Annotated in this window: 16 protein-coding genes; all 16 read right to left on the bottom strand. The window is 48.4% G+C overall.

The window, feature by feature from the left end:
• Positions 1-3 precede the first annotated feature (3 nt).
• On the bottom strand, positions 4-747 hold the full coding sequence (gene yycI, locus MH144_RS27595) for a two-component system regulatory protein YycI (RefSeq protein WP_095290591.1): 744 nt from the start codon (positions 745-747) through the stop codon (positions 4-6).
• 235 nt (positions 748-982) lie between these two features.
• Positions 983-2,263, bottom strand: a complete 1,281-nt coding sequence (locus MH144_RS27590) for a YycH family regulatory protein (protein WP_239305433.1) — start codon at positions 2,261-2,263, stop codon at positions 983-985.
• Positions 2,247-4,097: a cell wall metabolism sensor histidine kinase WalK gene (gene walK, locus MH144_RS27585; protein WP_239305432.1), complete on the bottom strand. Its 1,851-nt coding sequence runs from the start codon at positions 4,095-4,097 to the stop codon at positions 2,247-2,249. The genes MH144_RS27590 and walK overlap by 17 nt, the downstream gene beginning before the upstream one ends.
• On the bottom strand, positions 4,097-4,819 hold the full coding sequence (gene yycF / locus MH144_RS27580) for a response regulator YycF (protein ID WP_239305431.1): 723 nt from the start codon (positions 4,817-4,819) through the stop codon (positions 4,097-4,099). Before yycF ends, walK begins: the two co-directional genes overlap by 1 nt.
• Before the next feature lie 250 nt (positions 4,820-5,069).
• A complete protein-coding gene (locus tag MH144_RS27575; RefSeq protein ID WP_239305430.1) occupies positions 5,070-6,602 on the bottom strand; it encodes a peptidoglycan DD-metalloendopeptidase family protein in 1,533 nt (510 codons plus the stop codon).
• A gap of 536 nt (positions 6,603-7,138) precedes the next feature.
• Positions 7,139-7,900 (bottom strand): hypothetical protein, encoded by a 762-nt coding sequence (locus MH144_RS27570; RefSeq protein WP_239305429.1) that lies wholly within the window; start codon positions 7,898-7,900, stop codon positions 7,139-7,141.
• Between the two features lie 173 nt (positions 7,901-8,073).
• A complete protein-coding gene (locus MH144_RS27565; protein ID WP_127537596.1) occupies positions 8,074-9,360 on the bottom strand; it encodes an adenylosuccinate synthase in 1,287 nt (428 codons plus the stop codon).
• A gap of 440 nt (positions 9,361-9,800) precedes the next feature.
• Positions 9,801-11,162 carry a replicative DNA helicase gene (dnaB, locus tag MH144_RS27560; RefSeq protein WP_095362200.1) on the bottom strand — a complete coding sequence of 454 codons (1,362 nt, stop codon included), beginning with the start codon at positions 11,160-11,162 and terminating at the stop codon, positions 9,801-9,803.
• A gap of 1 nt (position 11,163) precedes the next feature.
• Positions 11,164-11,607 (bottom strand): 50S ribosomal protein L9, encoded by a 444-nt coding sequence (rplI, locus tag MH144_RS27555; RefSeq protein WP_239305428.1) that lies wholly within the window; start codon positions 11,605-11,607, stop codon positions 11,164-11,166.
• Positions 11,604-13,592: a DHH family phosphoesterase gene (locus MH144_RS27550; RefSeq protein ID WP_239305427.1), complete on the bottom strand. Its 1,989-nt coding sequence runs from the start codon at positions 13,590-13,592 to the stop codon at positions 11,604-11,606. The genes rplI and MH144_RS27550 overlap by 4 nt, the downstream gene beginning before the upstream one ends.
• Positions 13,593-13,603: 11 nt before the next feature.
• Complete coding sequence (locus MH144_RS27545) at positions 13,604-14,524, bottom strand: DUF2232 domain-containing protein (protein ID WP_239305426.1); 921 nt, start codon at positions 14,522-14,524, stop codon at positions 13,604-13,606.
• The gene (locus tag MH144_RS27540; protein WP_095290575.1) at positions 14,521-14,823 is read right to left on the bottom strand and encodes a MazG-like family protein; all 303 of its coding nucleotides are present in this window, start codon (positions 14,821-14,823) and stop codon (positions 14,521-14,523) included. Before MH144_RS27540 ends, MH144_RS27545 begins: the two co-directional genes overlap by 4 nt.
• Positions 14,824-15,007: 184 nt before the next feature.
• Positions 15,008-15,433: a CBS domain-containing protein gene (locus MH144_RS27535; RefSeq protein ID WP_095362198.1), complete on the bottom strand. Its 426-nt coding sequence runs from the start codon at positions 15,431-15,433 to the stop codon at positions 15,008-15,010.
• Between the two features lie 179 nt (positions 15,434-15,612).
• Positions 15,613-16,647 (bottom strand): LCP family protein, encoded by a 1,035-nt coding sequence (locus MH144_RS27530; protein ID WP_239305425.1) that lies wholly within the window; start codon positions 16,645-16,647, stop codon positions 15,613-15,615.
• Between the two features lie 257 nt (positions 16,648-16,904).
• The gene (locus MH144_RS27525) at positions 16,905-18,497 is read right to left on the bottom strand and encodes an MFS transporter (protein ID WP_239305424.1); all 1,593 of its coding nucleotides are present in this window, start codon (positions 18,495-18,497) and stop codon (positions 16,905-16,907) included.
• A gap of 284 nt (positions 18,498-18,781) precedes the next feature.
• Positions 18,782-21,211, bottom strand: a complete 2,430-nt coding sequence (locus MH144_RS27520) for a S9 family peptidase (RefSeq protein ID WP_239305423.1) — start codon at positions 21,209-21,211, stop codon at positions 18,782-18,784.
• Between the last annotated feature and the right edge of the window lie 42 nt (positions 21,212-21,253).

The raw sequence follows: 21,253 nt of genomic DNA, 5'->3' as shown, positions 1-21,253 counted from the left end.
GCATTACTCCCCTGGTTTGTCTGTCTTGGGACTGAATACATCCCCACTGATGCCCTGCACGTACAACACTTCGCCACTTTCCAGCACGAACCGCCATGCCGGCATCGCTACCTGTATATCGGAATTAAACAACTGGCCATAGTAGCCCAGCTGAATGTCTTTGACAATTGCATCGTTCGGCAAAAAGTTCTCGATCAGCGTTCCCAGCGCCTTGGGCGCGGGAAGCACCTGCTGATCGCTCTCCTCTGCGGTTGTAATCCGCACCGGAGTCTGACGGTAACCCGTAATTTTCTGATCGCTGTAGAACAGCTCCAGACTGACATTGAAGAGCGGCCATTTCCCGTCGACAAGCGGATGAAGCACAAAGGCCCCATCCTCCGTCATCAGCTGATCCAGCCGGTACGTGCCAATCTGCGGAATTTCGTCCGCCAGCACGTCTGCCAGCTCTCTTTGCGAGAAGATCAGCTTGCTGTCCACCGGCTTGTCCAGATCGATTTGAATCCCTGTCTTGTCCTCTTCTATAAACTCATAGGACAGCTTGGGCAGCTTCGGCGTTTCGTTTGGAATTGGTGCCAGCACCTGAATACCCTTCTCTTCCATCGCCTGCTGTGTATTATCAGCCAGCGAGGTGAAGTCCAGATTGGCTCCGGCCGTCTCCCGCGCATCCATCCAGATCTGGTAACCCAGCACCAGATTGAGCAGCAGGAAGGCATAGATCAACACATTTTTCGCCCGTCCCCAATCCAAACCATTCACCTCCGTTATTTGATATAAGACGACTAATCTCACACTGGACCACTACGCGGTCAGAACAACCTTCCGATCGCTGTTACCCCCGGATTTCATGAATTCCTCTTCTCAAGGGGAAATCCGGTGGTAAACGCGAACGCTCCGCTTCTTCAGGTTTATTCTGCCCTCTCCGTTATCGTGTGACCTTACACCTCGCTCCAAATCCAATGACTCCGGCACCCTAGAAAAACCATCAAGAAACAGTGGTTTCCTCTCCGTTGCTGAAGCGGATCACCCATACAGGGATTAGCTTCAGTCCACCTTCAATCGTAGAAGGGCGATACGCAGGGTACACATCTACCACTTGGCGGCTCTCTCCTGCAACCTTTTCGATAAGGGCCTCCAGCTTATCTCCGCCTGACAGTTTCACCGATTTCTTCGTCTCGGCACCTTCGTTCAGGTATTCCAGCGAACGTTCATAGCTGGACACGGTCTCCTGCTGCATCTCCATACTGATGGTGCCAAAGCGGAACTGCACCGAATCCATAATCGGGAAACTGCCGTAGTATTGTTGGAACTCCAGCTGTGTTTTGTTATCCACGGTATCCAGCATCATGCGTGAGCGGCCTTTCCAGCCGCCATGCTGGTTCACAAAATCCACCGCAGACAGCGCGTCCTTCGCCGCATCAATCTGCCCAGCAGGTGGTGCAGCCGGGTCGGTATAACTGATCCAGCGTTGATCCTGCTTCACTTGCAGACTTCGTTTGCTGTCCGTATAGATCTCTGACCCATCTTTTTCCCGAATATTTCGGGTCATGCTGGGATCGAAGAACAGACTGCGCTGCATTTGCTCCACCGTAAACTGCCCAGTCGGCACATCGGCCTCCACCGCATCCAGTGGCTCTGCCGGAATATAATATCCGCCATCCGTCAGCGTGTATGGCGTCCAGTTGGTACCGAAGTCGACATGCTGCTGCACATCCTGTACCGTCAGGTCCGCCTGGGTTGCTTCATAAACAACATCACCCTTGGCACTGAAGAACAGGGCATGGGCTTTGGTTTCATTTTTCGCGGTATAGATTGCTATCCGGTTAATGGTTTCCCCCTGAAACAACGAATCCGTACCAAGCCGCATCACTCGCTGCAGCAGGGCTACCGGAATGCCTTCCTTGAACGACAGCTCAATGCCGGGGTTATCCTTGCGGATCTGATCCCAGTTCACGGACTGTACCGTCCGCCGCTGAAAATCATCAAATGTCCGTCCTTGTAGACGTGAATAGATCAGCTGGTAGAAGGTATTGCCTGGGTAAAATACGGTATGTTTGTCCTCTCCCAGATGAATCATCATCTGATCGGGGAAAATCAGTTCCTCAATATCTCGCTCCTGACCCATATTCTCGGTCTTCACATAGTTCGTTTCAGACGTCACAATGGAATCCCCGCCTCCGGGCAAACGATAGATCAGAAAATAACTCTGCACCAGACTGGCGGCAACGAGAGAAGCGAGCACCAGGGATTTAATCCGTTCCTTCAAGGTGCTCACCTCCTTTTTCACGCATAGGCAGTGTGAACGTTACGGTAGTGCCGACATCCACCTCGGACTCCAAAGAAATGGTGCCGTCATGCGCCCTAACAATTTCCCGGGCAATGGATAGTCCCAGTCCTGTACCGCCCATGCTGCGGGAACGAGCTTTGTCCACACGGTAGAACCGTTCAAAGATACGCTCGAGGTCCCGCTGCGGAATACCCATCCCCGTATCTGACACGGAAATGGCAAGGGTATGCTCATCATTGCGTCTGGCTGCAATCGTAATCGTGCCGCCTTCCAGCGTATACTTCAGCGCATTGGATACGACATTATCCAGAACCTGATCGATCTGGTCCCGATCAAGGGGCACCTCAGGAATGCCATTCTCGACCGACAATACAGGCTGAATATCCTTCTGATGCATCTGGAATGAGAATCGATCCGTTACCTCCTCCAGCATGTCCATAATATCCGTCGGCTGTTTGCGCAGCAGTGCTTCCTTGGAGTCGAGCCTGGAGAGATGCAGCAGATCCGTCACCAGCCGTATCATACGCTCTGTTTCATTCTGAATAACACCAACGAATCGTCCTGCCAGCTGCGGGTCTTCAAGCGCACCATCGTCCAGCGCTTCTGCATAACTCTTGATCGTCGTCAGCGGCGTACGCAGCTCATGGGATACATTGGCAACGAACTCGCGCCGGGATGCCTCCAGCTCTTCCTGCTCGGTAACATCCTGAAGCACGGCAATCGTTCCGGTAATGCCCAGCTCGCGCCGATGAACCGGCGTAAATGTCATGCGGATTACCACAGGGTCTTCCTGACCGGCAGGTGCAATCTGCAGCAGTGTCGAGCCTGTAAAACCACTTGCAAGTGCTTCTGCATCTTCGGGATCAATGCCGAGCAATACGGCAAAATGCCTGCCTTCGATATCCGCAGGGCGCATGCCCAGGATGCTGCTGGCCCGGCGGTTGACCAGAATGACTTTGCCATACTCATCGGTTGCGACCACACCATCACTCATATTTGTTAAGATGGACGTCAGCTTCTCTTTCTCCTCTTCGTTCTGGGAGAGTGCGTCCCGCAGGCGACTGGTCATGTAGTTGAACGCCCGGCTGAGCTGCCCAATCTCATCTGTACCGAATACAGGTGTCTGTTGATCAAAGTTCCCTTCGGCAACCGCTGTTGCCCTGCGGGTAACTTCCTTGATGGGCTGCGTAATGGTATGCGACAGAATGACGCCGAGCACCGCGGTCAGTACCAAGGCAATCAGTATGCCGGAAATAAAAATCTTATTGATTCCCTCCATGGTGGAGTAAAGCTCATTCATGGAAGCGGCGATGTAGACCGCGCCGATGATCTTGCCGCCAGACATGACCGGCTTGGCAACGACCTTTTTACGGACATTGTCTTCGTCCACAATGTATTCCTCATTATCCCGGATGCCTTGCAGAGCCCGGCTGACAACGGTCTGGGTATTTTTGCGACCCACGTAATCAGAATGTGAGCTTAAGGAAGTGGTCAGCACTTTACCACTGGCATCCAGCACCTGAATCTCGGCACCGTTAATGTTGAACAGATTGTTTACTAGTACGCGCAGGTTTTCTGTTTTGTCCTCGCCAGGCTCCGCTTCACCGCCAGCCATGGTTTCGCCCACAAGAACGGACAGCATCTCCGCCCGTGCCTGCAGATCCTCGGTAAAGTTGCTCGTCAGAGAGTTCTTCATCGCACTCACGAAATAAACGCCAATCAATTGCATCGCAATCAAAATCAGCAGTACATAGATAATAATCAGTTTCGCCTGAATCGTTCGGAAGAACGAAAATCGCGAGAAACGCCCCATTATATCCCCACGCTTTTGGGACTGCGCACGAGATAACCCAGCCCGCGGCGAGTCAGAATCGTTTCCGGTTTGCTCGGATTCTCCTCAATCTTCTCACGCAGACGACGGATCGTAACATCCACGGTACGTACATCCCCAAAATATTCATATCCCCATACTGCCTGCAGCAGATGTTCCCGCGTCATGACTTTGCCGGAGTTCTTCGCCATATAATAGAGAAGCTCGTATTCACGGTGCGTCAGATCAAGCGGTTCACCGCTTTTATAGGCCGTATACATGTCCATATCAAATGCAAGATCGAACAGGCGCATGACCTGTTTCTCGTCGTCCTCTGGAGCTTCAGCAGTCATCGCAGGCTTCTGTCGTCTACGCATCTGAGCCTTTACCCGGGCAAGCAGTTCTCGTGTACTGAAAGGCTTCGTTACATAATCGTCTGCACCCAGTTCAAGCCCGAGCACTTTATCAATCTCGCCGTCCTTAGCCGTCAGCATAATAATCGGCATCTCCAGATGGGCGCGTACCTCGCGGCACACATCCATGCCATCCTTGCCGGGCAGCATCAAATCCAGCAGCATCAGATCCGGTTTCTCGGATAACGCCAGTTCAACTGCACGAATGCCATCAAAAGCACAGATGACCTCGTACCCCTCTTTTTCCAAATTAAACTTCAGTATGTCCGCAATGGGCTGTTCATCGTCCACCACCAAAATCTTCCCCTGCATCGGCTGTATTCACCCCTATATCCTGCTTGATCCGCCCTAGCGGTCTTTATCTCTTTTTTGGATCTTATCTTCTATGACAATCGTAATTCTACGGTTTGATCTATAAAGGTATCTTTACTGTATAGTTTAACATACCTGAAGGACAGTCACATCCTGATCCATCCATCCAAATGCTACAAATTGAAAATATTTTACAGCATGAAAAAACAAGGCCGGCATTTAAGCCAACCTTGCTTCTGATTTGTTTCACTTAGTTAAGATACGTCATCGGATTTTCTGGCGTTCCGTTCTTGATAATCTCGAAATGCAAATGCGTTCCGGTCGAACGACCCGTGTTGCCCATAACGCCGATGCTCTCACCTTTTTCAATCACTTGTCCAACCTTTACGCCAATGCTGTCCAGGTGGCCATACAGTGTTTCATATCCGTTACGATGGTTAATGATAATGACATTGCCATACCCGCTCTTCTGTCCTGCAAAAGTAACCACGCCTTCATCGGCCGATTTCACATCCCGGTTACCTACCAGATCGACACCTTTATGCTGTCGACCCCAGCGTTGTCCGAAGCTGCTGCTCATCGTTGCGTTTGATACAGGCCAAGCGAATTCACCTGTGCCTTCACCAACCACTTTTGTTCCACTCAGCACCACTTCAGTTACCGCTGCCTTGATGACTTCCTGGCCCAGCCATTCTTCCTTGATGACCTCACCATTTTCCTTGGTTACACGGTACTGCATGCTTTTTAATCCACTTTGTCCAGGACGTACCACTTTGGTTGTGCCTGCCTTTAACTCAGCACTTTTGCGTACTTCAACCTGTGGTTTGATTTCAATTTGCTCCACAACCTGCTCAACCGACTTCACCGTAACTGCCGGTTTAGGTACTGTCAGCGTAAGCTCGTCCCCGATCTGCAGTGACGTTTCCTTGATACCTGGATTGTTCTTGCGAATCTCGCTTTGCGTAATCTCATATTTGGCGGCGATTGAAGAGATCGTATCTCCTTCACGCACCACGTAGGTTACAGGTGCATCTTTACCAACGGTTAATGCTTTAACCGCCTCGGACACATCCCATATTTTGTTCGGATCTGCCTTCACTGACTCTGTCGCCACATCTTCCTTGATGTCTACGGACTTCAGCGTTGTGCTTGGCCCTTCCGCTTTGCTTGACGAGTTAGCCGATACTGCCTTCGTTTTGAGCGAACTACGCACAGCTGATGCCGATATGTATTTGCTCTGCACTTGTTCCAGAATGGCATCAGCTGTTGCCTGATCCTTCACAATGCCAATCACTTCGCCATCCACTTTGAGTTCCACGCCTTTGGCATATGCCGTCAGCATGTCATCCAGCTTGTCCAGCGTTTCTTCGCTGTTCACTTCAGGTTTGTACGCTTTTACCGTTTCGGTCGTGATGCCATCCGTGTTCAGCACCATTTCCGCGTCAGGATATTTATTTTGGTATTCCTCGGTTTTGTCTGCAAATAGTTTTTGTAATTGCGCTTCATCCGTGATGCTGCCAATCTCATTCCCTTTTACCATGACCTTGTAATATGGAACGGTGTTTGCAGCAACGTATTGCTTGCCTGCGAATCCAACCGATGCAGCGATGAACACTCCGCATGCTGCTGTAATGATCCATTTACGCGAGGCCAGAACGCGCTTTTTATTTACACTGAAGTTGGACATGCTCATGTTGTTTTTGTCTTCGGCCGTCCGGTGTTCTCCGGATTGTTCGTGTACCCGGTTTTTGCCCGGTTGGCGTATGCCTCTGAAACCTTTCATGATTCTCTCCTTTTCAGTACTTCTCAGTTCGCATTTCTGTCAAGACACACCCATCGTGTCTGTCTCAAGTTTGTTGATATTTGGTTCTGGGTGTCCGCAAATCAGGACTTTAGCTGCGCTCTTAAAAGTGTCAAAATTTTAACCTTTTATCACACCCGTATACTTTAACACAGGTTTTACACTCATTTCAACTCCAGGCATCACAGCCCAAAGCCGCGCCCCGCTTGGTTTTCCTGTATTATCCATAACATGGCAGACGAATATTCTTAACCATTATGCCTCAGGTTCAGGTATACTATGTAGTTTCGGTCTAGTTTTAAGACTAGGTGCTAAGACCCACAACTATGCGAAATTATTTTCATAAAAACACAATCAAAAAATCCCTCGCCAGATGATCTCAGACAAGGGATGTTTATATGAATAGAACATGCTATCCTACTATATTTCTCGGTTGCTCTCAGGCTTTAAAGAGTGAAATCCTGAATCCATAGATATGTCAAGCACCTTACACTTCATGCGTATTTATAACCTGTTACTTATTCAGCCTGAAGCACTTCCATAAGATTGTCGTATTCCTCACTCGTCAGATATTTTGATATCACCTGTTCAATGTCACGTAATTCCTGTTCGGTCAGACCATCTTCCATCGCGCCCGAGATCTGCTGCATTTCATTTTGGGGAAGCTTCGCCATCAGCAGACTGAAGATCTTCTCTTTTTCCTCCAGAGGCAGCTTGTCCTTTGTTCCGGTAATATCATCTGGTGATACCACAATAGCATCATTACCTGAACCAGCAGAATGACCAGAGGCTCCAGCCGTACCATTGCCAGCTGCTGTCCCGTTTCCATTTCCGGCAGCACCTTCTGTAGCCTTATTGGGGTTTGTGTCTATGCTGCCTGTTTCACCATTGCTGCTCTCATCTCCACCAGCAGAACCCGTCTGGTCGGTTTCACCTGACCCGCTACCTGCATTGCCAGTACCATTATTAGAGCTTGTCTCCGATTGGTCTGTTCCATTCCCCATGACCGATATGGCGTCCTCTGGAACTTGTTCCTCTTCAGCACCAGCCGGATTATCTGTTGTTCCTGCCCCCGGTTTATTCTCCTCGCTCGCCTTACCACCGAGTGCTCCCTGGAACATGGATGTTAACCCCAGCGGTTGACCTTCCCACTCAATATTAAAGCTCGCCAGCAGCGATTTCACATATGACTGTACAATTAATCCGGTTGTCAGTAGGGTCAATGAACTAACCAGCATGACAGTAAGTACAATTTTGGCAAACCATTGAAGCAACTTCATCCCTGTTCTCCTCCTCCGATTATCCAACCTGTCTGTAGCAGTCAGCACATCAGGTCTGTGATTCTACTGTTATTCAGTATTGACGGAAATCTCGGGATTATATCAGGAGATAAGCGAAAAACCCCAGTCATCGCTTATGAGGCGATAACTGGGGGTCTATGATTCAACTTCAATTATACGTAGATTGGAAGAACTTGATTCGTTTGCTCACGGTTACGACCTACGGAGAAGATCGCAATTGGAATACCTGTCAGCTCAGAGACACGTTTCACATAGTTCTGTGTATTCACAGGCAGGTCTTCAAGTTTCTTCGCTCCCGTGATATCCTCGCTCCAGCCTGGCATCTCTTCGTATACCGCTTCACATTCTGCCAGCATTTTCAGACTAGCTGGGTAGTGTGTGATGATCTCTCCACGGTATTTGTATCCTGTACAAATTTTCACCGTTTCAAGACCTGTCATCACATCCAGAGAGTTCAGGGACAGTCCTGTAATGCCGCTGACACGACGAGCGTGACGCACGACAACACTGTCGAACCATCCCACACGACGCGGACGTCCGGTTACGGTACCATACTCATGTCCAGTCTCACGGATCTGATCACCAACTGCATCATGCAGCTCAGTAGGGAATGGGCCATCTCCTACACGTGTGGTGTAGGCTTTAGCTACTCCAATGACCTGTTGAATGCGAGCAGGACCAACGCCGGAACCGATACATACACCGCCCGCAGAAGGATTGGATGAAGTCACATATGGATATGTTCCTTGGTCAAGGTCCAACATCACACCTTGTGCACCTTCAAACAATACTTTTTTGTTCTCATCAATGGAATCATTGAGTACAACGGATGTATCACGCACGTAAGGACGCAGAATTTCTGCATATCCCAGGTAATCTTTCAGAATTTCTTCTACATCTACTGGCTGACCGCCATAGACTTGCTCAATCACACGGTTCTTCTCTTTTACCAGATGACGCAATTTGAGTTCGAACTCTTCCGCATCAAGCAGGTCAACCATCCGAATACCGATTCGAGCTGATTTATCCATGTAAGCTGGACCAATCCCTTTACCGGTCGTACCGATCTTGTTTGGACCTTTGCTCTCTTCTTCCAGTGCATCCAGAACCATGTGGTATGGCAGGATGATATGTGCGCGTTCACTGATAAACAGGTTTTTGGTCGTAAAATCATTATCATGAATATAGTTAATTTCTTCAATAAGTGCCTTCGGGTTGATAACCATACCGTTACCAATTACACAAGCTTTATCCGTGTAGAAAATGCCCGATGGAATCATCGTCAGTTTATATTTTTTGTTGTCGATCAGAATCGTGTGTCCTGCGTTGTTACCACCTTGGTAACGAGCGACCACGTCTGCGCTTTCAGCCAAATAATCCGTAATCTTACCTTTACCTTCGTCTCCCCATTGCGTTCCCACTACAACTACCGTTGACATCGTACATACCTCCGTGGGTGCCTTGCGCACCTTTGTATTGGTCTGTCCGTCCTCTATCTCGGCAGGAATTCGAAGTGAAAATACCGGCGGAGAAGCGTGCTAACGGACAGTGAAAATCCCCCTCGTGTTACATATCAAGGAAGGTTTTCGCTGCTTTAACGCAGCAATTCTAGTGTACCAGTCCCCTTTTTTAAAGTCAAATGAAATGGCGAACAATTGGTAATTACACTACTTTAATGTTCGGAATTAACCCCGTATTTCCACGCGAAAAACCGGGGCAGCCTATCAAAACTAGCTTGACGGCTAACCCCGGTTTAATTGCACGATAGAATTGCGGCTCTACATATCGTATTTAAAATCTATTTATAAGTTCATATTAACTAGTAGTTGATGAGCAACGAATCTTCTCTATTAACTAGCGAATATATCGTAACTATCATCTACATGGCAAAGGCATCATTATGGGCCCGCTCATAGTTAACGAACTTATTGAAGTTTTTGAGGAACACCAGCTCAACCGTACCTACCGGACCATTACGCTGCTTGGCGATAATAATCTCGATAATATTTTTCTTCTCGGTCTCCTGGTTATAGTAGTCATCCCGGTACAGGAAGGCTACGATATCCGCATCTTGCTCGATCGAACCTGATTCCCGCAAGTCACTCATCATCGGACGTTTATCCTGACGCTGCTCTACACCCCGGCTCAGCTGGGACAAGGCAATAACCGGAACCTCAAGTTCCCGGCCAATCTGTTTCAGTGTACGCGAGATCTCCGACACTTCCTGCTGACGGTTCTCGCCCGCTTTACCGCGGCCACTGATCAGCTGAAGGTAGTCGATCAGAATCATGCCAAGACCTTTTTCTTTTTTGAGACGACGGCATTTGGCACGAATATCGGCTACAGTAATCCCTGGCGTATCATCGATATAGATATCTGCTTCGTTTAATGCAGCGATCCCCATCGTCAGCTTCTGCCAGTCCTCATCACCTTTGAATTCACCAGTACGAAGAACCCCTGCATCTAGATTGGCCTCCGCACAGATCATACGTTGTACCAGCTGTGCGGCTGACATCTCCAGACTGAAGATGGCTACTGTCTCTTGCGCCCGAATACCAACATTCTGAGCAATATTCAAGGCAAAGGCTGTCTTACCTACCGAAGGACGCGCAGCTACAATAATCAAGTCACTACGCTGGAATCCGGCAGTCATCTTGTCCAGATCGATAAATCCGGACGGAATGCCCGTTGTGGTTCCTCGGTTCTGATGCAGCGTCTCGACCTTGTCGAACACCTCCATCAGTACATCCTGAATGGCGATAAAACCGCTACTGGAACGTCGGTTGGAAATTTCCAAAATGCGCCGCTCTGCTTCGCCGAGCATTGCAGCAACATCTTCGCCGCCAGTATAGCCTTCACTGACAATCTGCGTAGCTGTACGGATCAAGCGCCGCAGCATCGATTTTTCTTCGATAATCTGTGCGTAATAATCCACATTGGCAGCTGTAGGTACACCATGAGCAAGCTTCGCCAAATAACTGACGCCGCCAATGTCCTCAAGCTCGCCTTTATCCTTCAGACGCGAAGTCAGCGTGACAAGGTCAATCGGTTGATTTTCCTCTCCAAGCTGAATCATCGCTTCAAATATCAATTGATGGGGCTTATCATAGAAATCCTCGGTTTGCACCCGTTCCATCGCTGTAATCAGGGCTTCGCCCTGCAACAGGATTGCACCCAGCACAGCCTGTTCGGCTTCCAGGTTCTGTGGGGGAATCCGGTCGAATAACATTTCGCCGCCCATCTTACTCCTCCGTTACCTGTACCTTCAAGGTAGCCTTCACTTCAGGGTGAACCTTGACGGTTACTTGCGTTACGCCGAGTGTGCGAATAGGCTCGTCCAGCTCAATTTTGCGTTTGTCGACTTTCAGACCTTTTGCAGCCAGAGCTTCAGCGATTTGTTTGCTGGTAATTGCACCGAACAATCGGCCGCCTTCGCCGGATTTTGCTTTCAGTTCAGTTACTTCTGCTTCCAGTTTTTTGCAGAGTACTTCCGCTTCAGCTTTCTCTTCCTGCTTGCGTCTTTCCTCAGCTGCATTCTGGTTATCCAGAGTCTTCATGTTACCGTCTGTTGCCAAGCGTGCCATTCCCCGTGGCAGAAGGAAATTATGTGCGTATCCCTCGGATACTTCCTTCACTTGTCCTTTTTTCCCTTGACCTTTTACATCTTTTATAAAAATGACTTTCATTCGAACAGCCCCTCTTCCTTTTCGATTTCAGCCAGTACGTTCATCAGCCGTTTTTCTGCCTCTCCAAGCGTTCCTTCCAATTGCACGGCAGCATTCGTCAAATGTCCGCCACCGCCCAGTCTTTCCATGACGACCTGAACATTCATGCGGCCCAGTGACCTTGCACTAATGCCAATCAGTCCATCCGGACGCTCACTAATAACAAAAGAAGCGACCACATCCGTCATATTCAGCAATGTGTCTGCCACCTGGGCAATCATCATCTGTGAAATCTTGCTGCCGGGATCCGTGACCGCCAGCGCAATATTCCCATATACCATTTTAGCATGCTTTATGATTTCTGCCTTAGCAATATATTCTGACAAATCCTCTTTCATGAGACGCTGGATCATAATGGTGTCTGCACCACTGCGGCGCAGGAAACCTGCGGCTTCGAATGTCCTTGAACCTGTATGCAGTGCAAAATGCTTCGTATCCAGCGTAATCCCGGCCAGCAGGGCCGTTGCTTCAAGCGGAGTGAATTGTACCTTGTCGTGAATATATTGCAGGAGCTCAGTCACTAGCTCTGCAGCCGATGAAGCATATGGTTCCAGATAGATCAGTACCGCATCGTTAATAAATTCCTCTCCGCGGCGGTGGTGATCCACCACCACGACACGATTTGCCGATAGTACAAGCTTCGGTTCCATCGTCATCGATGCCTTATGGGTATCCACCACAACGAGCAACGTATGCTCCGTCATCATTTGTGTCGCTTGTTCAGGTGAGACGAAGGCCTTGGATAATTTCTCATCCTTGTTCACCTGCTCCATTAATCGTTCGATGGACGGGTTGATTCCATCCAGCACGATTCTTGCTTCTACATTGTATAAACTTGCTGCCTTCCATACGCCGATTGAAGCTCCGATTGCATCCATGTCAGGCATCTTGTGACCCATGATCAGCACTCGGTCGCTCTCCTGCATCAAATCACGCAAGGCGTGTGCAATTACCCGGGCTCTGACCCGTGTACGTTTCTCCACAGCATTGGATTTTCCGCCATAGAAGGACAGGCGTTGTCCGGACTTCACAGCAGCCTGATCCCCGCCGCGTCCAAGTGCCATATCCAAACTTGACTGTGCCAGTTCACCCATCTCACTGATCGTATCCGAACCAAATGCGAGTCCAATACTGAGTGTCATCGGAACTTTAAGATCTGCCGTCATCTCTCGCACTTCATCCAGGATGACGAAACGGCTCTGTTCGAGCTCCTGCAGAGACTTATGATTCAGCATCATCAGATAGCGGTCAGAAGAGAGACGGCGTAAGTAAACTTCATATCTCTTCGCCCAGGATGTAATCTCGCTTGTTACCCGCGCAATGAGCGCAGTCCGCTGCTGATCGTCCATCCCTTGTGCTGCCTCATCCAGATTATCCAACACCAGAATACCCAGTGCAATGCGTTCATTCTCATATTTATCGCGCAGAATGGCAAGCTCTGTAATCTCGTAAACATATACATACCGCTCCTGCGGATTATGAATAACGCCATAGAACCGGTCATCCAACTGGAACTCATCATGAAGTTCCTTGGCCGGTTCTTTGGTTCCATCCTTTTTTTCTTTCGGCTGAGGCAGTTTCGGAAAAAGGTTAAGCAGTGGATTGCCCACCATCGTCTTTTCCTGAAACATCTCCCCGACGAAGCGGTTGTGCCACTCTACCGTACGATCCTCGCTGTACAGCACAATCCCGAATGGGAGCATGCTGATTGCTTCGCCCTCCATTCGTTTGATACGAATGGACAGGCCGTTAATATAGTCGTTAAGCTCGCGGCGGAACGCCATCTCCGCCTTAATCATGACAATTCCCAGCGCTGAGGCCAGTATCAGACTAATCAAACCAAGCGCCCAGTTATAGATGGTCACGAACATAACAAGCAGAAGCAGCAGTATGAACGCCCATACGGTATAGTAGCCGTGCCAGCGTTTCTTCAGAAATTTAGGCATGACTCATCACCCTAACGTTTTGGTTTCGATATTGCCTCGCGAAGCGGGAACGCCAGATCGATAATCCCGATAATCCGAAGCGGCCCAATGAAGAAGACCGCAACCGCCAGCAAATACGGTATAACCGGATTCCACTTCTTCGCATGTGCCAAGAAGAAGAAGAAACCGATGGCTTGAATCATGAAGCCCAGATTAATCAAAGGCGACAAGTTCATCGCAATCATGGTCCAGTATGTCCCATCGCTCTGTCTGGAAATGACCTCGAAGAGCAGTGCCAGGAAGTAATACCAGATCAAGGCACGTGGCATACGCCATTCGCGCGCTGGTGGCAGCTTCGAGACGGATACACCCATCACATTCAAAATAGGACGAGCAATCACGTGTGTGATAAGCGACATCACCATGGATGTCACGACCAAAGCGAATGGAATCATGAGCTGTGTCTGCCTTGCGACATCCTGAGTCATTTCAGGTGTCCATGCAAATCCATTTACCATTTGATTAGACGTATTCGTTAGTGGTTCAATGGTTAATCTCACCACATCATCAATATAACTCGACAGATCGAATTGGAAGATGACACTTCCAATCAGCAAGAGCAGCAAGTATTCTGCGAGCATGGCTCCAGTTCCCGCCAATAAGGCGAACAGGGCCGACTTCCTTTTCTTGTAGGCATTACCCATAATGATCGCAGGCAGCGTGAACAGCAGCAGCAGTAATAGATAGATCGGATGAAACAAGACTAATATGACCGCTACCGGAACAAGGTGCCATATAAATGATTTTACAGATAAGGAAGCAAACAAAATAACTCCGGGTACCATCATGAAAAATATGGCGAGAACCGATAAAGGAGTTAACAGCGAAAGCAGCAAGAGCAGGTATACTGCGCTCCAGACGGCTGACTTCAAGCTAAATTTCAACAAATTCACCTCTTACGCATATGATCTTCTAGCGCGGATATATCCTGGTACCAGTCTTCAAGCTGGTGACCTTCCGATTTGTGCTTTCTCAACTTCTCAATTAACAATGCATCCAGATCCTTGAAAGGAATACCGAGCCTGCGGCCCAATATGTAACTACTCATCATCAGACTGGCGAGACTGTCCCCGATTCGGGAGGTACTGCCTTCCCATAACGCTTTGAACAATCGGGATACTTGGTCAAGTACTTCGGTTTTCAGCCATTCAATCACTTTAGCGCGTTTGGCTACATCCAGTTCTTTAGGCATATTGGCGAAAGTCACTCTCCCCGAAAAAGCTTTATTCTCCATTATAGCATAAAAAGGGGGTCCACAAAATCATCCCCCATGGCAGGAAAATGCCCGCTCTTCTTATGCTTCCTCATGCTTAACATGATACTGAGAGGCTCTGATTATCCGCGTTCACTGAAGCTTAATACCAGCTAATTATTTCTTACTTGGCTTTCATGGACTCTTTGGAGACAATGCCTTCACAGTATTCAATGATCTGACTGCGCCTTACAATACCAATAAAACGTTCCATATCATCGACTACAGGCACAAAGTTCTGTACCTTGGCGAGATTGATGAGGTCTTCCATATTGGCATCAATGGATACGGGCTTAATATCGAGGCGAAGAGGTACATCTTTGAGCAGAAATTTTGAAGCGTTTTCAAATGAAATCTTTCCCTCAGCGTTTTTCATATACCACAATAGATCACCTTCGGTGACCGTGCCTATATATTTGCCTTCCTTATTCAAAATGGGTACCGCCGTAAACCGGTGATATTCCATCCGTTCCAACGTTTGCCGCAGAGTAGAATCCGACGTTACACAGGTAACCTCTTGCTTAGGCAGCAAAAAAAATGCGATGTTCATACCCTTACGTATCCTCCTTGTGTATTCCTACTTCAAGTTACGCCTCAACTTATATTATACGGATCAAAACGCAAGATGTTCCAAAAGGTTGAAATCGCCCTCCAATGAAAAAAATCAGCAGCCCGCTCATTAACGTACTGCTGATTGTTGTCATACATACTTTGCCTGTATGGAATTCATTAGTCGATCGCTTGCCGGTCTGGAACCATCACTTCACCGGCTGGGGTCGATTCATCCATCCAGTTGTTAATCAGCTCTTTGGCATATTGGACATCCTTCTCATCCGCTTGACCATAGTAGATACCGTCTTTGCGCATCCCTTCGCCGAGAATGGTGAAGCTCGAGATTTGCGGTTTATCCTGAGTCATGACCTGTTTGGCCAGATCGGTAATAAATGATGGCTGCATGTCTGTCTGGAAGTTCTCACCCATAATCTGAATCAATTCCGGGATTTTAGCAATCTGATTCAAACTCAGCATTTCATTCGCCATGGCGTTCAGGAAAATCTGCTGCCGTTTGGTACGATTAAAATCGCTATCCTCGCGGTATCTTACATAATAAAGGGCTTCCTGGCCATCATAGATCGGCTTGCCGCCTTCGATCGTGAATTGCACGTGATTGGGATCCTTGTTCACGATATCTTCTTCAATGGGCAGCTTCACACCACCAAGCGCATCAACGACCTTTTTGATTCCGTCAAAATTAATCGTTGCATAATAGCCTACATCCGCATCCAGAAACTTCTCCACCGTATTGATGGACATATTCTCCCCTCCGAAAGCGTAGGCATGCGCAAGCTTGTCATAATCATCTACGCCATCCTTGTCGGCATCACGTCCAACAATCTGAACATAAGTATCACGGGGGATGGATACGAGCAATACACGTGACTCCTTCGGTCTGACCACCGCATAAATGACCGTATCCGAGCGACCACGCGTTTTCTCGTAAGCACGTTTGTCAGAACCAAGTAGCAGCACAGAAAACGGCTCTTTGCGATAGACGGTCGGGTCAGGCGTTTTATTGCCCTCCTGCGGAACATACGATTTGGACAATTGGCCCTCTACAGAGCCTGCCAGGAACAGATCAAAGGCAGCTACAGCGAGCTGCTGGCGAAACAAATACCCGCCAATCAACAAAACAACGAGCGACACGAGAGTTATATATATGCCTTTTCTTCTTTTCTTCTTCTTTTCTTTAGTTCTGCTTTTCATTCATCGATTCCTTCTTCACTGTCAAAATGAAATTCGATACTACATATCATTAAACGTCTGAAACTGCTTATGACACGGTGCTCTCTGAACTTTTCTTTATCTCGGACAGGAACAACGCTCACGCTCGTTCTATTTTAAACATTGCTACAGGACGAAAAGTTACAATACGGTTAAATTGAAAAGAACAGCACTTCCTTTTGGTTCGTTCAAAGGTTAGGCTGTTCTCTTCAAATTATACGTATATCTATTCCATAAGGTCAATTGGTGGATACTGTATCCAAACGTTTGTTTTTCTCTCTTGTACGCAAACGTCCAGTAATCAGGGCAGCTGCCAGAGTCAGCACACTGAAGATAACGGCAGACCAGAACAGCCCGTTGTAACCTTGACCCGTCGTTTGATGAACGGCTTGAAGCAGCACATCCCGAATACCCGGGTCAGGAATTTGGGACAATCCTTCCGTCAGACTCGCGACATCACTTCCCGATGCTCCCCCTGCTCCTGATGCATACTGTTGAAGCACTTCTGGAGGAACCTGAATCCCTTGATCATCGAGCCCTGCCTGAATATTGGAGCCCAAGTTGGAGAACGAACGCGCGAGAAATCCTGCAAAGATAGTAGGCGCAATGGCCATCGCCATCTGGCGGAACAAGGAACTGGTTGCTACGGCAATCCCCTTGTTATTTTCACCAGCCTGTTCCGTGACGAGCACGTTTACCGGTGCCCCCAGCATCATGCCGAAACCGATCCCCACAAGTACACTCGCAATGACGAACTGCCAGATATGCTCTACCCATAGCGGGAACAGCAGGAATCCAATCGCAGACAGCAAGCCGGCGACGGATAAGGTCCAGATCGGTCCTTTGCGGTCAACCAGGTAACCACCACCACCTGCACCAATTCCTGATGCCAAGGCCAGCGGGGTAAACCAGTAACCTGAAGCTGTACTGGATACACCCAGATATTGCTCCACGAAGCCTGGAATGAAGATCACGGATGCCAGAATGGCTCCCGAGAAAAAGGCAATCAGCAGCGTCCACCGAAAGGAAGCAATGCCAAGAAGCTCAGTCGATACGACAGGTTCACGCTGTGAGCCTTCCAGCCTCTTTTCCAAAAAGTAAAAGAGCACCAGAATAACCACACCTGCCAGGAAGAAACCATAGAACATTGGCGAACCGAGGCTCTGCAGCATATCGACACCGTCCAGATTACTGAAGCTGTACATCAAACTCAGTACTCCTAGAGTGAGAACGGCAATACCACTCCAGTCCACAGCAGCGCGGTTCAACTCCTGTTCTTCATGGATGAATCGAATGCCCGCGATAAATAAGAGAATGGCAATCGGTACATTAATGAGGAATAACCAGTGCCAGTTTCCCGTAATATCCAAAATAAAAGCACCAATGTTTGGTCCCAGAATCGCAGCAACACCATTCATGCCTCCAAGCAAGCCCAAGGCTGTACCCTGACGTTCAGCAGGAAACTTGCTCAGCACATACGAACTGGCAATGATAAAGATCCCGCCACCGCCCAGCGCCTGGATGACACGCGCAACCAGGAAGAAAGTAAATGATGGACTCATTGCGACAAGCAATGAACCTATTCCGAACAACGCGACTTCAATCAAAAACAGCTTTTTGCGGCCATAACGGTCAGACAGCTTCCCTGCAATCGGTACACTCACCGCAAGACCAAGTGTATAGAGGGTAATTGTCCATGCTCCCCACGTCGGAGATACTCCAAACGAAGCATTTAGCGTCGTCAGCGATGACGTGATAATACCATTATCAAGTGCAGCCATGAATACCCCTATCGCAAATAAAATGAGCGGCCATTTCATTTGTTTTTGCATCTCTACTTACCTCCCCGATCAGATCACAATTGCCCAGCCTATGCCAGGATGCTACATATATATTAAACAAATTAGAACAATAATGACTCACTGGTCATTTTAAAACAAATGGATTTCATATGTCAATTCATTAATATGGATTTACACGGGATATTAGTATGTTTTTAATGAAAAAAGCTGTCCCCAGATTGTGTGTGAATCTAACCTGAGGGACAGCGCGCTGCCTTATGAAGATTACCTATGGCTGCTTCATTTAGCGAAACAGATAACTTGGATGTACACTATTACTGCATCAGGTGACGATTGAGGAATTTCTCAATCGCCCGATACAGATCAAGCTGATTCTCGATATTAGCGAAACCATGCCCTTCGTTTGCTTTTAACATGTAAGGGACATCGACACCACGGTCGCGCAGTGCTTCCACGATCTGATCAGACTCTGCCTGTTTAACCCGCGGATCATTCGCACCTTGTACGACAAATAGTGGCGCCTTCATCTGATCGATATGGAACAATGGTGAGGCTTCAGTCAGCAGCTCCTTATCTTTCACCGGATCACCCATGCGCTCATAGAACATGTTCCGCTCAGACTCCCAATAGGGTGGAAGGGAATCCAGCAGGGTGAACAGATTGGAAGGTCCCACGTAGCTGATTCCGGCAGCATACACGTCCGGTGTGAATGCCAGTCCGGCTAGCGCTGCGTAACCTCCATATGATCCACCATAAATGGCTACACGTTCTGGATCGACTGTTCCCTCTTTAACCAGCCAGTTTACGCCATCCGTAAGATCGTTCTGCATCGCTTTGCCCCACTCTTTGTTCCCTGCATCCAGGAACGCTTTTCCATATCCTGTGGAGCCACGGAAGTTCACCTGCAGTACAGCATACCCGCGGCTGGCAAGGAACTGGATTTCCGGACTGAAGCCCCATGAGTCACGAGCCCATGGCCCGCCGTGCGGGACAACAACGAGTGGTAGCCCGGAAGCTTCCGCCCCGTTAGGTAGTGTCAGATAACCATGAAGGGTTAAACCATCACGTGACGTAAAGGTCACAGGTTTCATGTCCGACATCTTGCTCTCATCAATCCATGGTGCAGCGTCAGCCAATTTATCCAGCTTGCCTGTCTTCGAATCGTAGAAATAATAGGTACCCATCGACTTGTCACTATAAGCGGCAAACAGGACCTGACCTTCTTCGGTCATGTTGGAGATGCTAACTTCCTTACCGGGCACTTTGGCTTGAAGATCCTGCATTAATTTTTTGAACTCGTCATCGAAGAATTCATAGTTTACCTTGTCTGTTTCATAAACTGCTGCAAGAATTGTCCCCTTCTCTTTCGAAGGTATGAAGCTGGTTACATCCACATCCTTGTTTTCATAAATGGTTCTCGTTACCTTCTTGGTGCTAAGGCTAAATTCCACAATAGCTGTTTTATCCCGATCCAGGTTAGACGCAACATAGATATTTTTGTTGTCATAGGTGAACATCAGTGGAACAAACGTCTCTCCCAGCTCTGTGGTTAGCAATGGCTCAAACGTTTTATCCTCCGAATCACGATACATTAACGAGGATACGTTGCCATCACTGGATACGGCTACACGAATCTTACCTTCGTGGTCTGTTAACCAGCCCGAGATATTACCTGGATTCTCGGCAGCAAGCACAGCTTCGCCTGTCTTAATATTGATGCGGTATACGTCGAAGATCCGAGGATCGCGTTTGTTCATGCCCACCAGAATTTCATCTGGAATGCTCTCCAGCGGATCAACCAACATGGCTCTTGTATTGGGGTATGGGGTAAGATCCTTGCTGTTCTTACCATCAATATCCGTAACATAAATATGATAATTCTCGTCCCCGGCTTCATCCTTCACATAGAGCAATTTATCATCGGTAGCCCATACAAAGGCAGCAATACTGCGATCGGTTTCACTCGTGATCCGGATCGGCTTGCCTGTACCACCATTTTCCTTAACCACAACGTTCATACGGTTATTCCATGGTTCCAGATAGGCCATATGTTTGCCGTCCGGTGACATCTGGAATCCAGCCTGAGCAGGCTGCTTGAAGAAATCCTCCAGCGGTGTAAGTCCCTCCGCTGCTACATCAAGCCCTAGTGCCAGATACAATGCTTCGGCAAATTCACCATGCGTTACTGTACCCTTGGCATTAAATGCACTGCCTTCAATGATAAAATGCTGCTTGAGGCGAACCGCATCCTCGGCATGCACTTCGGGAATCTGTTTCATATCACTGTATACGACCTGAATTCCGTTATCCTTCAATTCAAATGCCCGGGTAAATAATGAGGCCATCTGTGCCCGCGTGAGTGGTGCATCCGGTGCATAACCTTTGGCTTGTCCCTGAATGAGACCACTCTGCTTCAATGCATAGATTGCGGGTGCGGCTTCATCTTTAGCCAGAACATCAGCGAAGCCTGTAAGAGAAGCAGGTGTATCGAGTTTAAGTACACGTTGCAGGATGATTGCTGCTTGAGCACGCGTTATCGGTGTCTGTGTTTGTTGCATTCCATCTGTTGTACCATCTATGTATCCCAGTTGCTTGAGCGTCTGTGCTGCCTTTGAAGTTATGGCTTCAGCAACGGCTGCTGTAGGCTTGCTTGCTTCTGCTGCCTGAACTGCAGGCTGAATCAGAGCAATCGACATGGCCATGGTTAGCGTTACAGCATATACCTTTTTGCTAATTGCGTTCAATATTAAGTCCCCCTTATAAGTGAATTACAGAATAATTTGGAA

The sequence above is a fragment of the Paenibacillus sp. ACRRY genome, assembly GCF_022346995.1.
Lineage (GTDB): Bacteria > Bacillota > Bacilli > Paenibacillales > Paenibacillaceae > Paenibacillus.
This window is presented reverse-complemented; position numbering and strand designations above follow the sequence as displayed.

Excerpts from the sequence above, each read along its gene's own strand:
- walK (WP_239305432.1), bottom strand. The coding sequence starts at position 4,097 with ATGGGGCGTTTCTCGCGATTTTCGTTCTTCCGAACGATTCAGGCGAAA.
- yycF (WP_239305431.1), bottom strand. The coding sequence starts at position 4,819 with ATGCAGGGGAAGATTTTGGTGGTGGACGATGAACAGCCCATTGCGGAC.
- MH144_RS27575 (WP_239305430.1), bottom strand. The coding sequence starts at position 6,602 with ATGAAAGGTTTCAGAGGCATACGCCAACCGGGCAAAAACCGGGTACAC.
- MH144_RS27570 (WP_239305429.1), bottom strand. The coding sequence starts at position 7,900 with ATGAAGTTGCTTCAATGGTTTGCCAAAATTGTACTTACTGTCATGCTG.
- MH144_RS27565 (WP_127537596.1), bottom strand. The coding sequence starts at position 9,360 with ATGTCAACGGTAGTTGTAGTGGGAACGCAATGGGGAGACGAAGGTAAA.
- dnaB (WP_095362200.1), bottom strand. The coding sequence starts at position 11,162 with ATGGGCGGCGAAATGTTATTCGACCGGATTCCCCCACAGAACCTGGAA.
- rplI (WP_239305428.1), bottom strand. The coding sequence starts at position 11,607 with ATGAAAGTCATTTTTATAAAAGATGTAAAAGGTCAAGGGAAAAAAGGA.
- MH144_RS27550 (WP_239305427.1), bottom strand. The coding sequence starts at position 13,592 with ATGCCTAAATTTCTGAAGAAACGCTGGCACGGCTACTATACCGTATGG.
- MH144_RS27540 (WP_095290575.1), bottom strand. The coding sequence starts at position 14,823 with ATGCCTAAAGAACTGGATGTAGCCAAACGCGCTAAAGTGATTGAATGG.
- MH144_RS27535 (WP_095362198.1), bottom strand. The coding sequence starts at position 15,433 with ATGAACATCGCATTTTTTTTGCTGCCTAAGCAAGAGGTTACCTGTGTA.
- MH144_RS27530 (WP_239305425.1), bottom strand. The coding sequence starts at position 16,647 with ATGAAAAGCAGAACTAAAGAAAAGAAGAAGAAAAGAAGAAAAGGCATA.
- MH144_RS27525 (WP_239305424.1), bottom strand. The coding sequence starts at position 18,497 with ATGCAAAAACAAATGAAATGGCCGCTCATTTTATTTGCGATAGGGGTA.